Raw genomic sequence first — 16,068 nt, 5'->3', positions numbered from 1 at the left:
GAAGGCGGGGCGCGTGCTCGGAGCCGGGCCGGGAACGGCCGAAGCCCCGGCTTGGGGGCCGGGGCTTCGGTAGGGCGGAGGCGGAGGGATTTGAACCCTCGATGGGCTTTAAGACCCAAACCGCATTAGCAGTGCGGCGCCATAGACCGGACTAGGCGACGCCTCCTCGCACCCCGCGCATGCGCGGGTGGTGCGTGCAGATGATGACACAGGCGAACCGGCTGTCACCAATCGATTCTCACCGTACTAGTCCTCCGGGGTCCAGGGCAAAGCCCGGCGGGTCCCCGTGCCGTTCTCCTCGTCCCCGCCCGGCGCACCCCGCTTGCGCAACGCGGGGGCGTCCGGAGCGTTAGAGGGGGCGGGCGCGTCGTGCCTCCGCGCCCGTCGTCCCTCCCGCGCTCCTGGAGATCCGCATGCTGCGCAGCCTCGTCCTCGCGACCCTCGCCACCGCCGCCGTCGGGACCGCCGGTCTCGGCCCCCTGCCGCCGCTGACGCTGTTCTCCTCGCCCGACACGCTGACCGTGACGGTCGAGAGGAGCGGCCACCCGCGCGCCGACGGCACCTTCCGGCTGACCTGTGGCGACCGTGCCGGGGGCGACCACCCGGCCGCCGAGGACGCCTGCCGGCGCCTGGGGCAGTTGGCGGAGGAGGGCGGCGATCCGTTCCGGCCCGTCCCCGGGGACCGGATGTGCACCCAGGTGTACGGCGGGCCCGCCCTCGCCCACGTCACCGGCACCTGGCGGGGCCGCGAGGTCGACGCCCGCTTCTCCCGGGCAAACGGGTGCGAGATCGACCGTTGGGAGAATCTGGAGCCGTTGCTTCCCCTCGTCCGGGGGTGATGCCCGGAGGCTCCCTTAGACTCCCCTCAGTGACAGGCTGCGGCCCGCGGGGCAAGATGGGGCCGGCCGATGGGCAAGCACGTGCAGTGCGTCAGGGAGGAAGCGTCGTCGTGAGCAGCAGGCCATCCCGAGGCGCTGCTCGCCTCGCAGCCATACTCGACGCCCTCCCCGACGGCCTCGTGCTCGTCAACTGCAACGGCACGGTCGTCAACGCCAACACCATCGCCCTCGGCATGTTCGAGACGCCGGGCACCGCGCTCGTCGGGCGCGGCCTGCTCGATCTGCTGCCCACCTTCGACTCGCGCCTCATCCCCGGCTCCATGCGCCGCCCCGACGGCGCCGACGAGCGGGGCCGCACCAAGCCGACCCGGATGATCGCCCGTCGCACGGACGGCTCCGAGTTCCCCGTCGAGGTGACCAGCGCCAGCCTGGAGGACGGCCGCGAGGCCTACGACTCGTACGGCGGCTACACCGGCGACGAGCTGCTCATGCTCGTCGTGCGCGACCTCACCGGCACCCTCGACACCGAGGCCGAACTCGCCCGCTCGCAGCGGCAGACCGAGATGATCCTGCGCGCCGCGGCCGAGGGCGTCGTCGGCACCGACACGGACGGCCGGGTCGTCCTCGTGAACCCCGCCGCCGCGCAGATCCTCGGCCACCGCGCCGGCGAGCTCGGCGGCCGGGAGCTGCACCCGCTGATCCTCGCCAAGCGCGCGGACGGCGAGCCCTTCCCGTACGAGGAGTCGCCGCTCGCCGACACCCTCAAGTCCGGTCGCAAGCACCGGGTCCGCGGGCAGGTCCTGTGGTCGAAGAAGGGCGAGCGGGTCCCGGTCGACCTGACGACCGCTCCGGTACGGGACGGGGACCAGCTCGTCGGCGCGGTGATGACCTTCACCGACCGCAGGCCGTACGAGGAGCTCGTCGAGAAGCACGCCGCCGAGCTCGCCGACCTGGCCGAGCGGCACGCGGCGGAGCGCGAGGCGCAGGCGGAGGAGTACGCCTCCCTGGCCGCCCGTCACGAGCAGTTGACCGCCGTCCTCGCCGAGTCGCTGCGCGGCCCCCTGGAGGAGCTGCGCACCCAGCTGGGCGCCCTCGCCGCCGACGACGCCGGGCAGCTGTGGCCGGAGGCCAACCAGGTCCTGCACCACCTGGCCGCCGGGTACGCCCGGATGACCTCCCTCGTCGACAACGTCCTCGGCTACCAGCGGCTCGACGCCGGCGCGGAGGAGCTCGACAAGGCCGTGGTGCTGCTCGACGGGATCGTGTCCGGCGGCATCGACGGCGCCGTGGAGCTGATCGGGCCCGGCCGCGCCCAGTTCGCCGTGCACGCGCCTCCCATCGAGGCCGAGGTGGACGCGGCCCGGCTGGCGACCGCGCTCGCCCATCTCGTCGCGGACGTCGCCGGCGTCGACGCGACCGGCAAGAGCAAGGCCGAGCGGACCCCGAGCGACTCCACGATCGTCGTCGCGGCCGCACAGCGCGGTGACGTCGTACGGATCGAGGTCCGCGGCCCGTACGCGGGCGGCGACCCGGTCCACGGGCCCGTCGTGCGCGGCATCGTGGCGGCGCACGGCGGTGTCGTGCAGACCCACGAGGTGCCGGGGACGAGCGGCGGCGCGTACGTGCTCGAGGTGCCGCTCGGGGCCGGTCGGGGCACGGTCCCGGCGCCCGCGCCGGACGTCGCCCCCTCGGGCGCACGCGAGGCCCTCGCCCTCCCCGCCCAGGCCTCGGGCCCGGTGGGCGGTCCCGCGCAGGACTCCGGTTCCGTGCAGGGCTCCGGTTCCGTGCAGGGTTCCGGTTCCGTGCAGGGCGGCGCGTCGCCGTCGGGCGCCGGCTCGCTGTCCGTCGCGGCTCCCGGGGGGACGGCTCCCGGCGGCGGCACGGTCACGGGTTCCGGTGCCGTCGTGGCTCCCGGCGGGATCCCGGGGGCGAACCCCGGCCCCGAGGCCCCCGGCGGGGGGCGGCGGCGGGCCCGGCGCGGCTCGACGGACGCCTTCCTGGAGAGCGCGGTCGCGCCCGAGGGCGGTGCGGAGCCGAGCGGGCGCCGCCGTGCCCGTACGGGAGAGGCCGCCGGTCCCGCCGAGCTGATCCCCGCCCAGCAGAACGCCCGGGGGGACTCCGCCCTCGCGACGCCCCCCGGCGCGCCCGTCCCGCCGGGCGCCCCCGCCCTTCCCGTGGCCCCCGGCACGCCCGTTCCGCCCGCCCCCGCCCCCGTGGAGCCCACCGGGCGCCGTCGGGGCCGGCCCGCCGAGGGCTCCGTGGTGACCGCGGCCGAGAGCGCGCAGGGGCGCGCCGCGCTCGGCGCAGCCGTGCCTCCGCAGGGCGTCTCCGTCGAGCCGACGGGCGCTCCCGCCCTGGCCCGTGCCCTGCCCGCCGTCGCCTCCGCCCCCCAGGAGACCCCTGCGGTCCCGGCGGCCCCCGCGCAGCCGAGCGGTCGCCGCCGGCGCGCGCTGGCCGCCGCGCAGGAGCGGGCCGCCGCGGCCGAGGCCGGGCCCCGCACCCCGTTCGCGCTCGGGCCCGTCGAGACCGACGGGGACGCCGAGGCGGCTCCCCCGGCCGCCGCTCCCGCGGCCGGTCCGCTGCCGGTGTCCGACGAGGGGCGGCACGAGGCCGTACGGGGCGTCCCGGGCGCCGACCACACGCCGCCGCAGCACCATCCGCACGGACGGCCGCAGCCCGACACTCCGGTGACGTCGGAGCCGGCCACGGCAGCACCGGTCGAACCGACCGGTCGGCGCCGGGCCGTGACGGCTCCCCTGCCGGAGCAGGCCCCGGAGCCCGCGTCCCCGCACGCGCCGGCGCCGCAGCCGGGGCCCGTGCCCGCGAGCGGCACCGGCGCCGGTTCCGGGACGGGCACCGGCTCCGTACCGCTGCCGCCCGAGCTGCCGATGCCGGTGCCGATGCCCACGTCGCAGGACTCGACCCAGGGCCGGGCGTTCAGCGTCCGCACCCTCGGGCAGGGCGTCCCCTTCGTCCCGCCGACGGCTCCCGCAGCCCCGGCTCCGGCCCCCACCGCCACGCCCGCCGCCCCCGCCAACGGTTCGGGACGGCGGCGCAGGCTCGCCACCCCGCCCGAGGTCGACCCGCCCGTGCCGGCCCCGCTTCCCGCACCGGCCGAGGCCAGGCCGCACCCGCAGCCGACGGCGCCGGCCCCGTCGCAGCACGACACCCCGCCCGAGGGCCGGGCGTACGCCATAGGGGCGCCCGCCGAGGGGTCCGCCGAGGGCCCGGAGCCGCTCGACGGCCCGGGCGGCGCGGTCGAGGTCGCCAACCGGCCCGCCCCGCGCCCCGTCGACGACGAGCTGCCCCCGGAGCCCCTCGACAACCCGCGCCGGCTGCTCGTCTGGCCCGCGCCCGACGTCTCCACCCAGCAGGCGCTGAGCGACCGCGGCTACCGGCCGGTGATCGTGCACTCCCGCGAGGAGGTCGACGCCCAGATCGCCGCCTTCCCGGCCGCGCTCTTCGTCGACCCGCTGACCGGGCCGATCACCCGGACCGCGCTCCAGTCGCTGCGTCAGGCCGCCGTCGCCGCCGAGGTGCCGGTGTTGCTCGCGGCCGGGCTGGGGCAGGCGACCCGGGAGGCGGCGTACGGCGCCGATCCGGCCGTGCTCCTCAAGGCGCTCGCGCCCCGCGACAGCGAGCAGCACCCGTCCCGGGTCCTGCTGATCGAGGAGCACGAGTCCGTCGCGCAGGCGCTCGCGGCCACCCTGGAGCGGCGCGGGATGCAGGTCGCGCGGGCGGCCACGGACACGGAGGCGGTCGCGCTGGCCACCGAGACCCGGCCGAACCTGGTGGTGATGGACCTGATGCAGGTGCGCCGCCGACGGGCCGGGATCATCGACTGGCTGCGTGCGAACGGGCAGTTGAACCGCACTCCGCTCGTCGTCTACACCTCGGCCGACCTGGTCGAGGAGGAGCTGCCGAAGCTCGACTCCGGCGAGACCGTCCTGTTCCTCGCCGAGCGGTCGAACAGCGCCGAGGTCCAGGCGCGGATCGTCGACCTGCTCGCGAAGATCGGCACCAACTAGCCCGTACGGGCCGGTCGGTGCCGATCTGTGCCGGTCGGTGCCGGTCGGTGCCGATCGCCGGCTGGTGGGTCAGAGCCGGGTCACGTCCAGCCCGCCCTCCGCGTACTGCTTGCGGATGACCTTCTTGTCGAACTTGCCGACGCTCGTCTTCGGCACCGCCGGCACGATCGCCCAGCGCTCCGGCAGCTGCCACTTGGCGATGCCGCCCTCGTCGGCGAGGAAGGCCCTCAGCGTCTCGTAGTCCGCCGTCGCGCCCTCCTTGAGGACGACGGTGGCGAGCGGGCGCTCGCCCCACTTCTCGTCCGGCACCGCGACGACGGCGGCCTCGGCGACCGCCGGGTGCGCCATGAGGGCGTTCTCCAGCTCGACGCTGGAGATCCACTCGCCGCCCGACTTGATGACGTCCTTGGCGCGGTCGGTGAGGGTGAGGTAGCCGTCCGGGCCGATCACGCCGACGTCGCCGGTCTTGAGCCAGCCGTCCTCGCTGAACTTGTCGGCGGGGCGGACCCCCTCGGCGTCGACGCCGCCGAAGTACGCCCCCGCGATCCAGGTGCCGCGCACCTCCAGCTCGCCCGCCGACTCGCCGTCCCAGGGGAGGTGTTCGCCGCCGGGTCCGACGAGGCGCGCCTCGACGCCGGCGGGGAAGCGTCCCTGCGTGACGCGGTACGGCCACTCCTCCTCGGCGGTGAGCCCGTGCGGCGGGTGGGCCATCGTGCCGAGCGGGGAGGTCTCGGTCATGCCCCAGGCGTGGCAGAGGCGGACGCCGAGCCGGTCGTACGCCTCCATCAGGGAGGGCGGACAGGCGGCGCCGCCGATGGTGACCTGCTTCATGGAGGAGAGGTCGCGGGGGTGCGCGGTGACCTCGGCGAGCAGGCCCTGCCAGATGGTGGGGACGGCGGCCGCGTGGGTCGGCCTCTCGCGCTCGATCATCTCGGCGAGCGGGGCCGGCTGGAGGAAGCGGTCCGGCATGAGCATGTTGATGCCGGTCATGAAGGTGGCGTGCGGGAGCCCCCACGCGTTCACGTGGAACTGCGGCACCACGACCAGGGTCGTGTCCTTGGCGGTGAGGCCCATCGACTCGGCCATGTTCACCTGCATCGAGTGCAGGTAGATCGAGCGGTGGGAGTAGACGACGCCCTTGGGGTCGCCCGTGGTGCCGGAGGTGTAGCACATCGCGGCGGCCGAACGCTCGTCGAGCTCCGGCCAGTCGTACGCGGTCGGGCGGCCGGCGATCAGCTCCTCGTACTCGTGCACGCGCGGGGCGGCGCCGTCCAGGACGGAGCGGTCTCCCGGGCCCGCGACGACGACGTGCTCGACCGTCGGCAGGTGCGGGAGCAACGGGGCGAGGAGCGGGAGCAGGGAGCCGTTGACGATCACGACCCGGTCGGCGGCGTGGTTGACGATCCACACCAGCTGCTCGGGGGGCAGGCGGAGGTTGAGGGTGTGGAGCACCGCGCCCATGGAGGGGATCGCGAAGTACGCCTCGACGTGCTCCGAGTTGTTCCACATCAGGGTGGCGACGCGCTGGTCGCCGGTGACGCCGAGCTCGTCGCGCAGGGCGTGGGCCAGCTGGTGCGCGCGCGTCCCCGCCTCCGCGAACGTGCGGCGCTGCGGCTCCGGCTCGCCCGTCCAGGTGGTGATGGCGGACTTCCCGTGGATCGTCATCCCGTGCTGGAGGATGCGGCTCACGGTCAGTTGTACGTCCTGCATGGTGCTGTACACGGGGCGTCCTCCCGGTGGGCGCTACGTGGCAGAAGGGGTGGGGAGATTCTGCGCACATACCACGCGGTATGTCACTACCCGGGAGTACGTAATCGCCAGTGATGACTGGCGGAACCCGACGGCCGGCCGCCCCGCCTACCGCACGGGCGTCAGCTCCGGGTCCTCGCGGAGCTTGCCGAGCGCCCGGGACACCGCGCTCTTGACCGTCCCGACCGACACCCCGAGCACCTCGGCCGTCTGGGCCTCGCTGAGGTCCTCGTAGTACCGGAGGACCACCATCTGGCGCTGCCGCTCCGGCAGCTTCAGGACCGCGCGCCACATCGCGTCGTGCAGCACCTGCCGCTCGGCCGGGTCCGGCTCCGGGAGGCCGGTCGGCTCGGGCAGCTCCTCGCAGACGAACTCGTCGACCTTGCGCTTGCGCCACTGCGACGTGCGGGTGTTCAGCAGCGCGCGGCGGACGTAGCCGTCCAGGGCCCGGTGGTCCTCGATCCGCTCCCAGGCCACGAAGGTCTTGGCCAGCGCGGTCTGGAGGAGGTCCTCCGCGTCCGAGGGGTTCGCGGTGAGGGAGCGCGCGGTGCGCAGGAGCACGGGGCCACGCGCCCGTACGTACGAGGTGAAGGTCGGGAACGACGCGTACTGCGAGGCACCGGCGCAGACGGGGCCAGAGGGTGGCGGAGTCATGGCTCCACGCTAGGAGCGGACGGGTACCCGGCGGATCGGCCCCAGGTCCCGACCCGCCGTCCGCCTCAGGTTGTAGGGGTGGGGACGGCTCCACCTCCTCTGGGTGGAGACCCGGGGCACCCGCGTCAGGGTCGGCGCCCCGTCAGGGGCGCCGGGACCCGACGAACGACAGGGGCACCGGGACGCGTGCGGCGAACCGGGCCGGGTCGGGGACCCGGGCGACGGGGGCGTCCATCGCGTTGCGGTCGATCGCGAGGGTGCGCCCGCCGTACGTCTCGGTGACGTTCCCCGCGTACTGGTGGATCCGCGCGTGCGGCGTCCAGGCCTCCGGACGCAGCACCGACTCGGTGAGCAGCGCCGGCTGCCCCCGCCAGCGCGCGAACCACATCACGTCCGGCAGGTCCTTCGTCCCCGCCCTCCGCTGCGCCTCCATGTCCCGCACTCCCGTGTCGGCGCTGCTGTAGAAACCGGGGAAGTAGCCGAGGCGCCGCACCTCCCGGTTCCAGGCGCGGACGAACGAGAGGGTGGTCGCGGCGCAGCTCGTGTCACTCCGCCGGTAGGCCTCGATGTCGAGGTAGAGCGGGCTGCTCGGGCCGATCCCGAGGGCGCTCGCGGCCCGGACGGCGTCGCCTCCCTCCTTGGTGCCCTGGCCGGTGGGGTCGGCGCCGATGGCGAAGCGGCGCTTGGCGAGGGAGTCCACGCACGGCGCCTGGGAGCCGACGAAGAGGGGCAGCAGCCGCCAGCCCATGGCGTGGGCGGAGGCGACCCAGGCGGGGGTGAGCTCCTTCTGGACGGGGCAGCCCCGCCCCCGCCCCCCGAAGTAGATCCCGACGGCCCCGTACGGCGACCCCAGCCAGGCCCTCATCACCGCGAGGGACGGCGCCTCGCAGGTGTCGAAGGCCTTTCCGGCGAAGTGCAGGGGGGTGGCGGGGGTGCCAGGGGTGCCGGGGGTGCCTTGGGCCGCGGGGGCGAGGGGTGCGGGGGCGGGGCCGGGGCCCGCGGCGGGGGCGGGCGCGACCGGGGCGGGCTCCGCGGCCGGGGCGGCGGTCGTCACGGCCGGGCGTTCGGTCGTCGTGGTGGCGGGGGGCGGGGGGGCGAGGAGGACCGTCCCGGCCAGCGCCACCATCATGGCGGCGACCACGACCCGCGCCCCGGGGGGCGGCGCGGAGCGCGGGCGGACCGGCGCCGACGGCGGGACCGGGACGGGAGCAGGGGCGGGGACGGCTTCGGGGGCGGAGGCGGGTTCGGGGGCGGCTTCCGTGGCAGGGGCGGAGGCGGCTTCGGGGACGGAGTCGGAGGCGGGTGGCGTACGAGTGCTCATGGCGCGAGTGAAGGACCGCCCGCCCCGCCCGGCCACCGCTCAGGCCGTCGCCTCAGCCGTCCGTGCCCAGGATCAACCCGGACGTGGGAACCCCCGTGCCCGCCGTGACCAAGGTCCGGGCCGCGCCGGGCACCTGGTTCACCGAGGTGCCGCGGATCTGCCGCACCGCCTCCGCTATGCCGTTCATGCCGTGGAGGTACGCCTCGCCGAGCTGCCCCCCGTGGGTGTTCAGCGGCAGCGCGTCGGCCGCGACGAAGTCGGCCGCCTCCCCCGGCCCGCAGAAGCCGAACTCCTCCAGCTGCATGAGCACGAACGGTGTGAAGTGGTCGTAGAGGATGCCCACGTCGATGTCGGAGGGCGCGAGCCCGGACGTCCGCCAGAGCTGCCGGGCCACCACGCCCATCTCCGGAAGCCCCGTCAGGTCGTCGCGGTAGAAGCTGGTCATGGCCTCCTGCTTGCGGCCGGCGCCCTGGGCCGCCGCCAGGATCACGGCGGGCGGACGCGGCAGGTCGCGGGCGCGCTCGACGGAGGTGACGACGACCGCCTGGCCGCCGTCGGTCTCCTGGCAGCAGTCGAGCAGCCGGAGCGGCTCGACGATCCAGCGCGAGGCGGCGTGGTCGGCGAGGGTGATCGGCTTCCCGTGGAAGTACGCGGCGGGGTTGCGGGCCGCGTGGCGCCGGTCGGTGACGGCGACGTGGCCGAAGGCGTCCGGGGTCAGCCCGTGGGAGTGCAGGTACCGCTGGGCGGTCATGGCGACCCAGGAGGCCGGGGTGAGCAGCCCGAAGGGCAGCTGCCAGCCGAGCGCGGCGCCCTCGGCCGAGGGCTCGCGCTCCTGGACGCCGGCTCCGAAGCGGCGCCCCGAGCGTTCGTTGAACGCCCGGTAGCAGACGACGACCTCGGCGACCCCGGCGGCGACGGCGAGCGCGGCCTGCTGCACGGTGGCGCAGGCGGCGCCGCCCCCGTAGTGCACGCGGGAGAAGAACGACAGCTCTCCGATGCCGGACGCCTGGGCGACGGTGATCTCGGGGTTGGTGTCCATGGTGAAGGTGACGAGGCCGTCGACGTCGGCGGGGGCGAGCCCGGCGTCGTCGAGGGCCGCGCGCACGGCCTCGACGGCGAGGGAGAGTTCGCTGCGGCCGGAGTCCTTGGAGAACTCGGTCGCCCCGATGCCCACGACGGCCGCCCGCCCGCCGAGCGCGTCCCGGCCGCGGACGCTCATCGCGCCACCTCCACGGTGACCGTCCCGGTGACGTGGTGCCCGAGGCCGTTGGATCCGACGACCCGGACGCTCGCCGTGTCCCCGTCGACGTCGGTGACCGTCCCGGTCAGGACCATGGTGTCGCCGGGGTGGTTGGGGGCGCCGAGCCGGATGGCGACCTTGCGGAGGACGGCCCGGGGACCGAAGTGGTCGGTGACGTACCGGCCGACGAGCCCGTTGGTCGTGAGGATGTTCATGAAGATGTCCGGTGAGCCCTTCTCCCGGGCCAGCTCGGCGTCGTGGTGCACGTCCTGGTAGTCGCGGGAGGCGACGGCCCCGGCGACGATCAGGGTGCGGGTGATCGGGATCTTCAGCGGCGGCAGTTCGTCGCCGGGTTCCACGGGGCTCATGACGGGTCCCCCTTCGCGAGCCGGTCGCCGAGTTCGGCGAGGAGTTCGGTGCCGCAGCCCAGGTAGGCGTCGAGCTGCCGGCCCCACAGGAAGTGCCGGTGGACGGGGTGGTCGAGGTCCGCGCCCGTGCCGCCGTGGAGGTGCTGCCCGGCGTGCACGACCCGTCTGCCCGCCTCGGAGGCCCACCAGGCGGCGGTCAGGGCCGCCCCGGCGAAGTCGAGGCCCTCGTCGAAGCGCCAGGCGGCCTCGTAGGCGGTGACCCGGATGGCCTCGGTGTCCATGTGGGCGTCGGCGGCGCGCAGTTGCACCGCCTGGTGGGTCGAGAGCGGGCGGCCGAACTGCTCCCGTACGGAGGTGTGCTCCACGGCCCTGGCGAGCGACCCGGCGCACACCCCCGCCTGGAGCCCGGCGAAGGCGATCCGCGCGGCGGCGAGCACGTCGTCGTAGGGCCCGGCGCCGTCGTCGTAGGGCCCGGCGCTGCTCTCGGAGGACCCGGCGCCGCCCTCGGAGAGCCCGGCGCCGCCCTTGGAGAGCCCGGCGCCGCCCGTCCCCGTCCCCGTCCCCGCCCCCGTCCCCGTTCCCGCCCCCAGCCGCTCGGCCGGCGTCCCGTCGAGGACGAGCCGGGCCGCGGCCCAGGGCGCGGTGAGCTCGACGGCCTCGACGGCGGCCGCGTCCTCGGTGCGGACCAGCCAGAGGGCGCGGTCCTCGTCCGGTACGAGCACATGGGTGGCGTCCCTGAGCCACGGCACCCAGTCCACGGCGCCGCCGAGCCCTCTCGGACCCGCGGTGACCGTGCCCGGTGCCGGAAACGCGCCCGTCACCACCGTCGTGCCGTCGCGCAGACCGGGCAGGAGCCGGGCGCGCTGCTCCTCCGTACCGTGCCGGGCGACGGCGAGGATCCCGTACGCACAACTCGCGGCGAACGGCACCTGCGCCGTCCTGCGTCCCTGCTCCTCCAGGAGCAGGACCAGGCCGAGCAGGCCGGTCTCCTCGACGGCGCCGGGCAGCCCGGCCGCGCAGAGCGCCTTCCAGAGCTCGGCGTCCGTGCCGGTCCCGGCGGCCCTGAGCCGCTCGTGCGTGGCGAGGTCGGCGAAGATCCGCCCGGCCAGCTCCCGGGCGGCCTCCTGCTCCTCGGTGGGGGTGAAGTCCATGTCAGTGCTCCCCTCCGGCACGGAAGACGGGGAGTTCGAGCTCCTCGTCGACCCGCAGGAACTCGAGGCGTACGGGCATCCCGATCCACACCTCGTCGTACGGCACGCCCACCACGTCGCTGATCATCCGCACGCCCTCGGCGAGTTCGACCAACCCGACGGCGTAGGGCGGGTCGAAGGCCGGGAAGGACGGGTGGTGCATCACCACGTACGAGAAGACCGTCCCGGCACCGCCCGCCTCGACCGTGTCCCACGCGCGCGAGCCGCAGTCGGCGCACCCCGGCAGCCAGGGGAAGCGCAGGGCCGCGCAGTCGCCGCAGCGCTGGATCAGCAGCCGGTGCTCGGCCACGCCCTCCCAGAACCCGGCGTTGTCCCGGTTGACGACGGGCCGGGGCCGCCGGGGCGTCGGCTTCGTCGGGCGCCCGGTCGGCACGTACTTGAGGATGCGGAAGCGGTGCGTGCCCGCGAGTTCGCCGGCCGCCCGGACGTCCGTCCGCGTCGTCACGAAGTACCCGGTGCCGAGCTTGGTGGTCTTGCGCTCCGACACGGACTCGATGACGGTGTCGAAGCCGATCTCGTCGCCCGGGCGGAGCGGCCGCAGGTACTCCTGCTCGCAGTCGGTCGCGACGACCGAGGTGTACCCGGCGCCGTCGAGGAGGGCGAACAGCTCCTCGTGAGCCGAGGACCGGTCCGCGTGTCCGGAGAGGCCGCCCATCGTCCACGCCTGGAGCATGGTCGGGGGCGCGACGGCGTCCGGCCCCCGGTAGGCGGGGTGGGCGTCCCCCATCGCCTCGCACCAGTGCCTGATCATCGGCAGGTTGACCGGGTCCTTGCCGGTGCCGGCGGTGGCGGCGGCCCGGCCCTCGAAGGCCACGAGCCGCTCGTGCAGGGCGTCGGCCCCGTCCGTGGCGCTCATCGCCGTCCCCTCCCCTTCATGCCGAGCCGCGTCCTCGCGACGATCTCGCGCTGCACCTCGCTCACCCCGCCCCCGAAGGTGTTGATCTGCGCGGCCCGGTTCATGCGCTCCAGCTCGCCGCCGTCGAACTCCCCCGGCGACCCCGCGCGCACCGTCCCCGGCCCGCCCGCGATCTCCTGGCAGATGCGGTACACCTCCACCGCCGACTCGGTGCCCGCGAACTTCACGCCGCTCGCGTCCCCCGGGGCCAGTCGACCGGCCCCCACGTCACCCACCAGGCGCCAGTTCAGCAGGCGGGTCGCGGCCAGCCGGGCATGCGCCTCGGCGGCCCGGATCCGGATCCACGGCTCGTCGACGCGGCGCCGGCCCGTCACCGGGTCGGGGGTGCGGGCCCGGTCGAGGACGGCCGCGAAGAAGTCCTCCGCCTGCATGCCGATCGCCGCCAGCGCGACCCGCTCGTGGTTGAGCTGGCTGGTGACGAGGCCCCAGCCGCCGTGCTCGGGCCCGACGAGGTTGCCCGCGGGAACCCGTATCCCGTCGTAGTACGTGGCGGTCGTCGTCAGTCCGCCCACCGTCTCGATCGGGGTCCAGGAGAAGCCGGGGGAGTCGGTGGGGACGAGGACGACGGAGATCCCCCGGTGCGGCGGTGCGTCGGGATCGGTGCGGCAGGCGAGCCAGATCCAGTCGGCGTTCTGGGCGTTGGAGGTGAAGACCTTCTGGCCGTCGACGCGCCAGGAGTCCCCGTCCCGTACGGCCCGGGTGCGCAGGGAGGCGAGGTCCGTGCCGGCCTCGGGCTCGCTGTAGCCGATGGCGAAGACGGTCTCGCCGCGCAGGATCCGGGGCAGGAAGAAGGCCTTCTGCTCCTCGGTCCCGTACGCCATGAGCGTGGGGCCGACCGTGTTGAGGGTGACCATCGAGACGGGGGCGCCCGCGCGGTGCGCCTCGTCGAAGAGGACGAACTGCTCGTCGGGCCCGCGGCCCTGCCCCCCGTACTCCTCGGGCCAGCCGAGGCCGAGCAGTCCGTCGGCGCCGATCCGGCGGAGCAGCCGCCGCTGGGCGCCGGCGTCGGTGGCGGGCGGTGGCCCGTCGGGCATCACGTCCCGGAAGTACGCGCGGAGTTCGGCGCGCAGCCGCAGCTGCCGCTCGGTCGGGGCGAGGTGCACGGCGACGGCCTCCCGTGGGACGACTGAGATTTCTGACTGTCCGTCAGATTCCGTGCGCCTGTCAAGGTCGGCGACGCCCGGCACCGCCCCGGAGGCCGCGCCCGCGAAAGCGCGACGGCCCGCGCACCGGCACCGAAGTACCGAGGTGCGGGCCGTCGTTCACGGCGCGGTCACGCCCCCGTCGGACCGGCCGGGCGTTCGGCTCCGACCGCGAGGGAACGACCGGCACCGCCTCCGCGCCCTCACGGGGACTCCGACCCGCCGGACCCTCCCTCACGCGCGAGGGCGGCTTCGAAGGCGGCGTACGCGGTCGCGTCGAAGAGGACGAAGCGGACCTCCTCCACCTCGGTCTCGGCGGCCCGTACGGTCTCCACGGCGATCCAGGCGCCGTCGTCCATCGGCCAGCCGTAGACGCCGGTGGAGACGGCCGGGAACGCGACCGTGCGGTCCCCCAGTCCGTCGGCCACCCTCAGCGCTTCGCGGTAGCAGGAGGCGAGCAGCTCCGAGCGGTCCTCGTCGCGGGACCACACCGGTCCCACCGTGTGGATCACGTGCCGGGCCGGCAGCCGCCCGGCCGTGGTCGCGACGGCCCGCCCGGTCGGCAGCCCCCTGCCGTAGTGCGCGCTCCGCAGCTCCCGGCAGGCCGCGAGGATCTCCGGCCCGCCCTTCCGGTGAACGGCCCCGTCGACCCCGCCCCCGCCGAGCAGCGAGGAGTTCGCCGCGTTGACCACCGCGTCGACCGCCTCGGCGGTGATGTCCCCCTGGACGAGCACGATCCGCATCCCGATCCCGACCCCTGTCTCCGTGGTTTCCCGGACCCTATGCCCCCGCCCTCCGGGCGGCACCGCTTTTACCACCTCCCCGGAGCGGGAACCCCCGTCCGGGGCCACGGGCGGCCCGGACGCGGAGCGATCCATACGTACGGGATGACCCGGTGAAAGCGCCGTCACACGTACGGGTGAGTGTGGGGGCCTGGTGGACGGGTACCGAACCGCCGCCCCGGAGGAGAGGGCTCCCGGAGGCACTCGTCGGGCCGCGGAAGCTAAATACCCGGCACAGAAGGCGTTTCCGGCCTTCAATCGCTCAGGGGTGTGCGCGTGTCTAACCCCAACCCGACGCCTAAATTGTTCAGAATGTCACCTACTGCCCCACTTGAAACTACGAAGTTTCGTTGCCGAGGAGCGTGTCATGCAGATTCGCAGGTGGCTCCCAGACCAGCCCACCCGCATCGGCCGCCATGACTGGCCGGACGAGGGCGTCAAGGGAACACATCTGCGACTCCAGGCCGGATCCATCGTCGTGCTCGACCGGCAGGCGTGGCGCGTCCTGGACATCACCGGTTATCCGGGCAACCACTGGCCGGAATCCTACGAGAAGGCCTGGCGCGACCACGTCGAGCTGTGGTGGCACGCCAACGAACTGCGGCGGGCCGAGAACCAGACGGTCAAACCGGCCCCCGAACGCGCCGAGTTCTACAGGCGCCCGGTGGTCCTGGTACTGCGCGACGAGAACCTGCCCCGGTCGGCCGCGAAGCACTGGTGCGCACCCGCCAGCCACGACTGGCAGGTCCTCCCCGAGCACTACGCCGTCTGCCGGGCCTGCGGCGAACTGCCGCCCTGCCACCACGGCGAGTACCGCCCGGAGGGCGGCCCCCGCCGCCCCGAGCAGAGCGGCGGCGTCCCGCTCATCGTGCCGGAGGGCTGCTGCATGGGGTGCGCCGAGGAGATCAAGCCGCGGATGCGGACCGTACGCTTCCCCGGCCCCAACCTCTGGTACCCGGACCTGGGCGACAACACCGCGGTCTTCCACGCCCGTTCCTCCTGCGAGGACCAGGTGGAGTACTACCGCGCGCAGTGGCAGAGCGAGTACGCCCAGCCCGCCGCCCACCCCGCTCCCCCGGCGTTCCCCGGCTTCGACCACTTCGTCCTGCCCCGGGCCCGCCGGTCCCGGCCCCCGGTGCTCGGACCGGTCCCGCAGCACGGGCAGGACCCCGCCGCGGCCCCGCACTCCCCGGAGGAGGCGCACACCTCCCTGGCCATCGGCTCCGGCACCTTCTCACCGTCCTTCGAGGACTACCGGACGGAGCCCGAGCCGTACCCCTCGGCCCCGCCGCCGCCCGCACCGCCCTCGGTCGTGCCCACGCCCGTGCCCGTGACCGCGGCCCAGAACCCGCCCGCGCCCGCACCCGCGCCTTCACCCGCACCCGCGCAGAGCGCGGTCCCCGCCGTCGCGCCCGCCGGGGACAGCGGCCCTGCCGGCCCCGCCGTCCGGGCCGCGGAGGAACTGAGCCGCACCCTCACGGAGCGCCCGGCCTTCCACAACGCGGAACAGGCGGCCCGGGTGATCGAGGAACTCACCGCGGCCGTCCGCAACATCGCCCTCTGCCTGAACAACCCGCAGACCCGCACCCACCCCTGACCGGGCGGGTCGGCACCCGTACGGCGCACGCGGAGGGCGGGCCCCAGAATCCGGAGCCCGCCCTCTGACGTGCCGCTTCTCTGACCTGCAAGCGGTGGGTGTGGGATTTGAACCCACGGTGACTCGCGCCACGACGGTTTTCAAGACCGTTCCCTTAGGCCGCTCGGGCAACCCACCCGCGCCCCGGTCCACCTGGGGCGGAGCGGCTACAGCCTACCGGC

At 75.0% G+C, this 16,068-nt stretch carries 12 protein-coding genes and 2 tRNA genes; 3 read left to right on the top strand and 11 right to left on the bottom strand.

The features are described 5' to 3' along the window. Nucleotides 1-75: 75 nt before the first annotated feature. Nucleotides 76-166, bottom strand: a tRNA-Ser gene (locus ACZ66Z_RS25230). A gap of 247 nt (nt 167-413) precedes the next feature. Here ACZ66Z_RS25230 and ACZ66Z_RS25225 point away from each other — a divergent pair. Both ACZ66Z_RS25225 and ACZ66Z_RS25220 read left to right on the top strand, forming a co-directional pair. Next, on the top strand, nt 414-839 hold the full coding sequence (locus ACZ66Z_RS25225) for an SSI family serine proteinase inhibitor (protein ID WP_469937560.1): 426 nt from the start codon (nt 414-416) through the stop codon (nt 837-839). A 110-nt stretch (nt 840-949) separates the two neighbouring features. Next, a complete protein-coding gene (locus tag ACZ66Z_RS25220) occupies nt 950-4,867 on the top strand; it encodes a PAS domain-containing protein (protein ID WP_469937558.1) in 3,918 nt (1,305 codons plus the stop codon). A 69-nt stretch (nt 4,868-4,936) separates the two neighbouring features. On the opposite strand, the gene ACZ66Z_RS25215 is transcribed toward ACZ66Z_RS25220, so the two are convergent. From ACZ66Z_RS25215 to ACZ66Z_RS25175, 9 genes are all read right to left on the bottom strand, one after another. Then, a complete protein-coding gene (locus ACZ66Z_RS25215) occupies nt 4,937-6,589 on the bottom strand; it encodes a long-chain fatty acid--CoA ligase (RefSeq protein ID WP_469937556.1) in 1,653 nt (550 codons plus the stop codon). Nucleotides 6,590-6,724: 135 nt separating this feature from the next. Beyond that, nucleotides 6,725-7,270: a SigE family RNA polymerase sigma factor gene (locus tag ACZ66Z_RS25210; protein WP_469937554.1), complete on the bottom strand. Its 546-nt coding sequence runs from the start codon at nt 7,268-7,270 to the stop codon at nt 6,725-6,727. Between the two features lie 142 nt (nt 7,271-7,412). After that, complete coding sequence (locus tag ACZ66Z_RS25205) at nt 7,413-8,591, bottom strand: DUF1906 domain-containing protein (RefSeq protein WP_469937552.1); 1,179 nt, start codon at nt 8,589-8,591, stop codon at nt 7,413-7,415. A 52-nt stretch (nt 8,592-8,643) separates the two neighbouring features. Next, the gene (locus tag ACZ66Z_RS25200) at nt 8,644-9,810 is read right to left on the bottom strand and encodes a lipid-transfer protein (protein WP_469937550.1); all 1,167 of its coding nucleotides are present in this window, start codon (nt 9,808-9,810) and stop codon (nt 8,644-8,646) included. After that, nucleotides 9,807-10,190: a MaoC family dehydratase gene (locus ACZ66Z_RS25195; RefSeq protein ID WP_469937646.1), complete on the bottom strand. Its 384-nt coding sequence runs from the start codon at nt 10,188-10,190 to the stop codon at nt 9,807-9,809. Before ACZ66Z_RS25195 ends, ACZ66Z_RS25200 begins: the two co-directional genes overlap by 4 nt. Before the next feature lie 5 nt (nt 10,191-10,195). Next, the gene (locus tag ACZ66Z_RS25190) at nt 10,196-11,350 is read right to left on the bottom strand and encodes an acyl-CoA dehydrogenase family protein (RefSeq protein ID WP_469937549.1); all 1,155 of its coding nucleotides are present in this window, start codon (nt 11,348-11,350) and stop codon (nt 10,196-10,198) included. A gap of 1 nt (nt 11,351) precedes the next feature. Then, nucleotides 11,352-12,266 (bottom strand): bifunctional MaoC family dehydratase N-terminal/OB-fold nucleic acid binding domain-containing protein, encoded by a 915-nt coding sequence (locus ACZ66Z_RS25185; protein WP_469937547.1) that lies wholly within the window; start codon nt 12,264-12,266, stop codon nt 11,352-11,354. Continuing rightward, the gene (locus ACZ66Z_RS25180) at nt 12,263-13,429 is read right to left on the bottom strand and encodes an acyl-CoA dehydrogenase family protein (protein ID WP_469937545.1); all 1,167 of its coding nucleotides are present in this window, start codon (nt 13,427-13,429) and stop codon (nt 12,263-12,265) included. The genes ACZ66Z_RS25185 and ACZ66Z_RS25180 overlap by 4 nt, the downstream gene beginning before the upstream one ends. Nucleotides 13,430-13,671: 242 nt before the next feature. Continuing rightward, nucleotides 13,672-14,211, bottom strand: a complete 540-nt coding sequence (locus ACZ66Z_RS25175) for an O-acetyl-ADP-ribose deacetylase (protein ID WP_469937543.1) — start codon at nt 14,209-14,211, stop codon at nt 13,672-13,674. A 406-nt stretch (nt 14,212-14,617) separates the two neighbouring features. On the opposite strand from ACZ66Z_RS25175, the gene ACZ66Z_RS25170 reads away from it, so the two are divergent. Further along, nucleotides 14,618-15,847 carry a hypothetical protein gene (locus ACZ66Z_RS25170; RefSeq protein ID WP_469937541.1) on the top strand — a complete coding sequence of 410 codons (1,230 nt, stop codon included), beginning with the start codon at nt 14,618-14,620 and terminating at the stop codon, nt 15,845-15,847. 92 nt (nt 15,848-15,939) lie between these two features. Here ACZ66Z_RS25170 and ACZ66Z_RS25165 read toward each other — a convergent pair. Further along, a tRNA-Ser gene (locus ACZ66Z_RS25165) sits at nt 15,940-16,024 on the bottom strand. Nucleotides 16,025-16,068: the final 44 nt, after the last annotated feature.

The organism is Streptomyces sp. NPDC107498 (assembly GCF_055582805.1).
The sequence above is the reverse complement of the archived record's forward strand: the minus strand, read 5'-3'. Positions and strand labels throughout refer to the sequence as shown.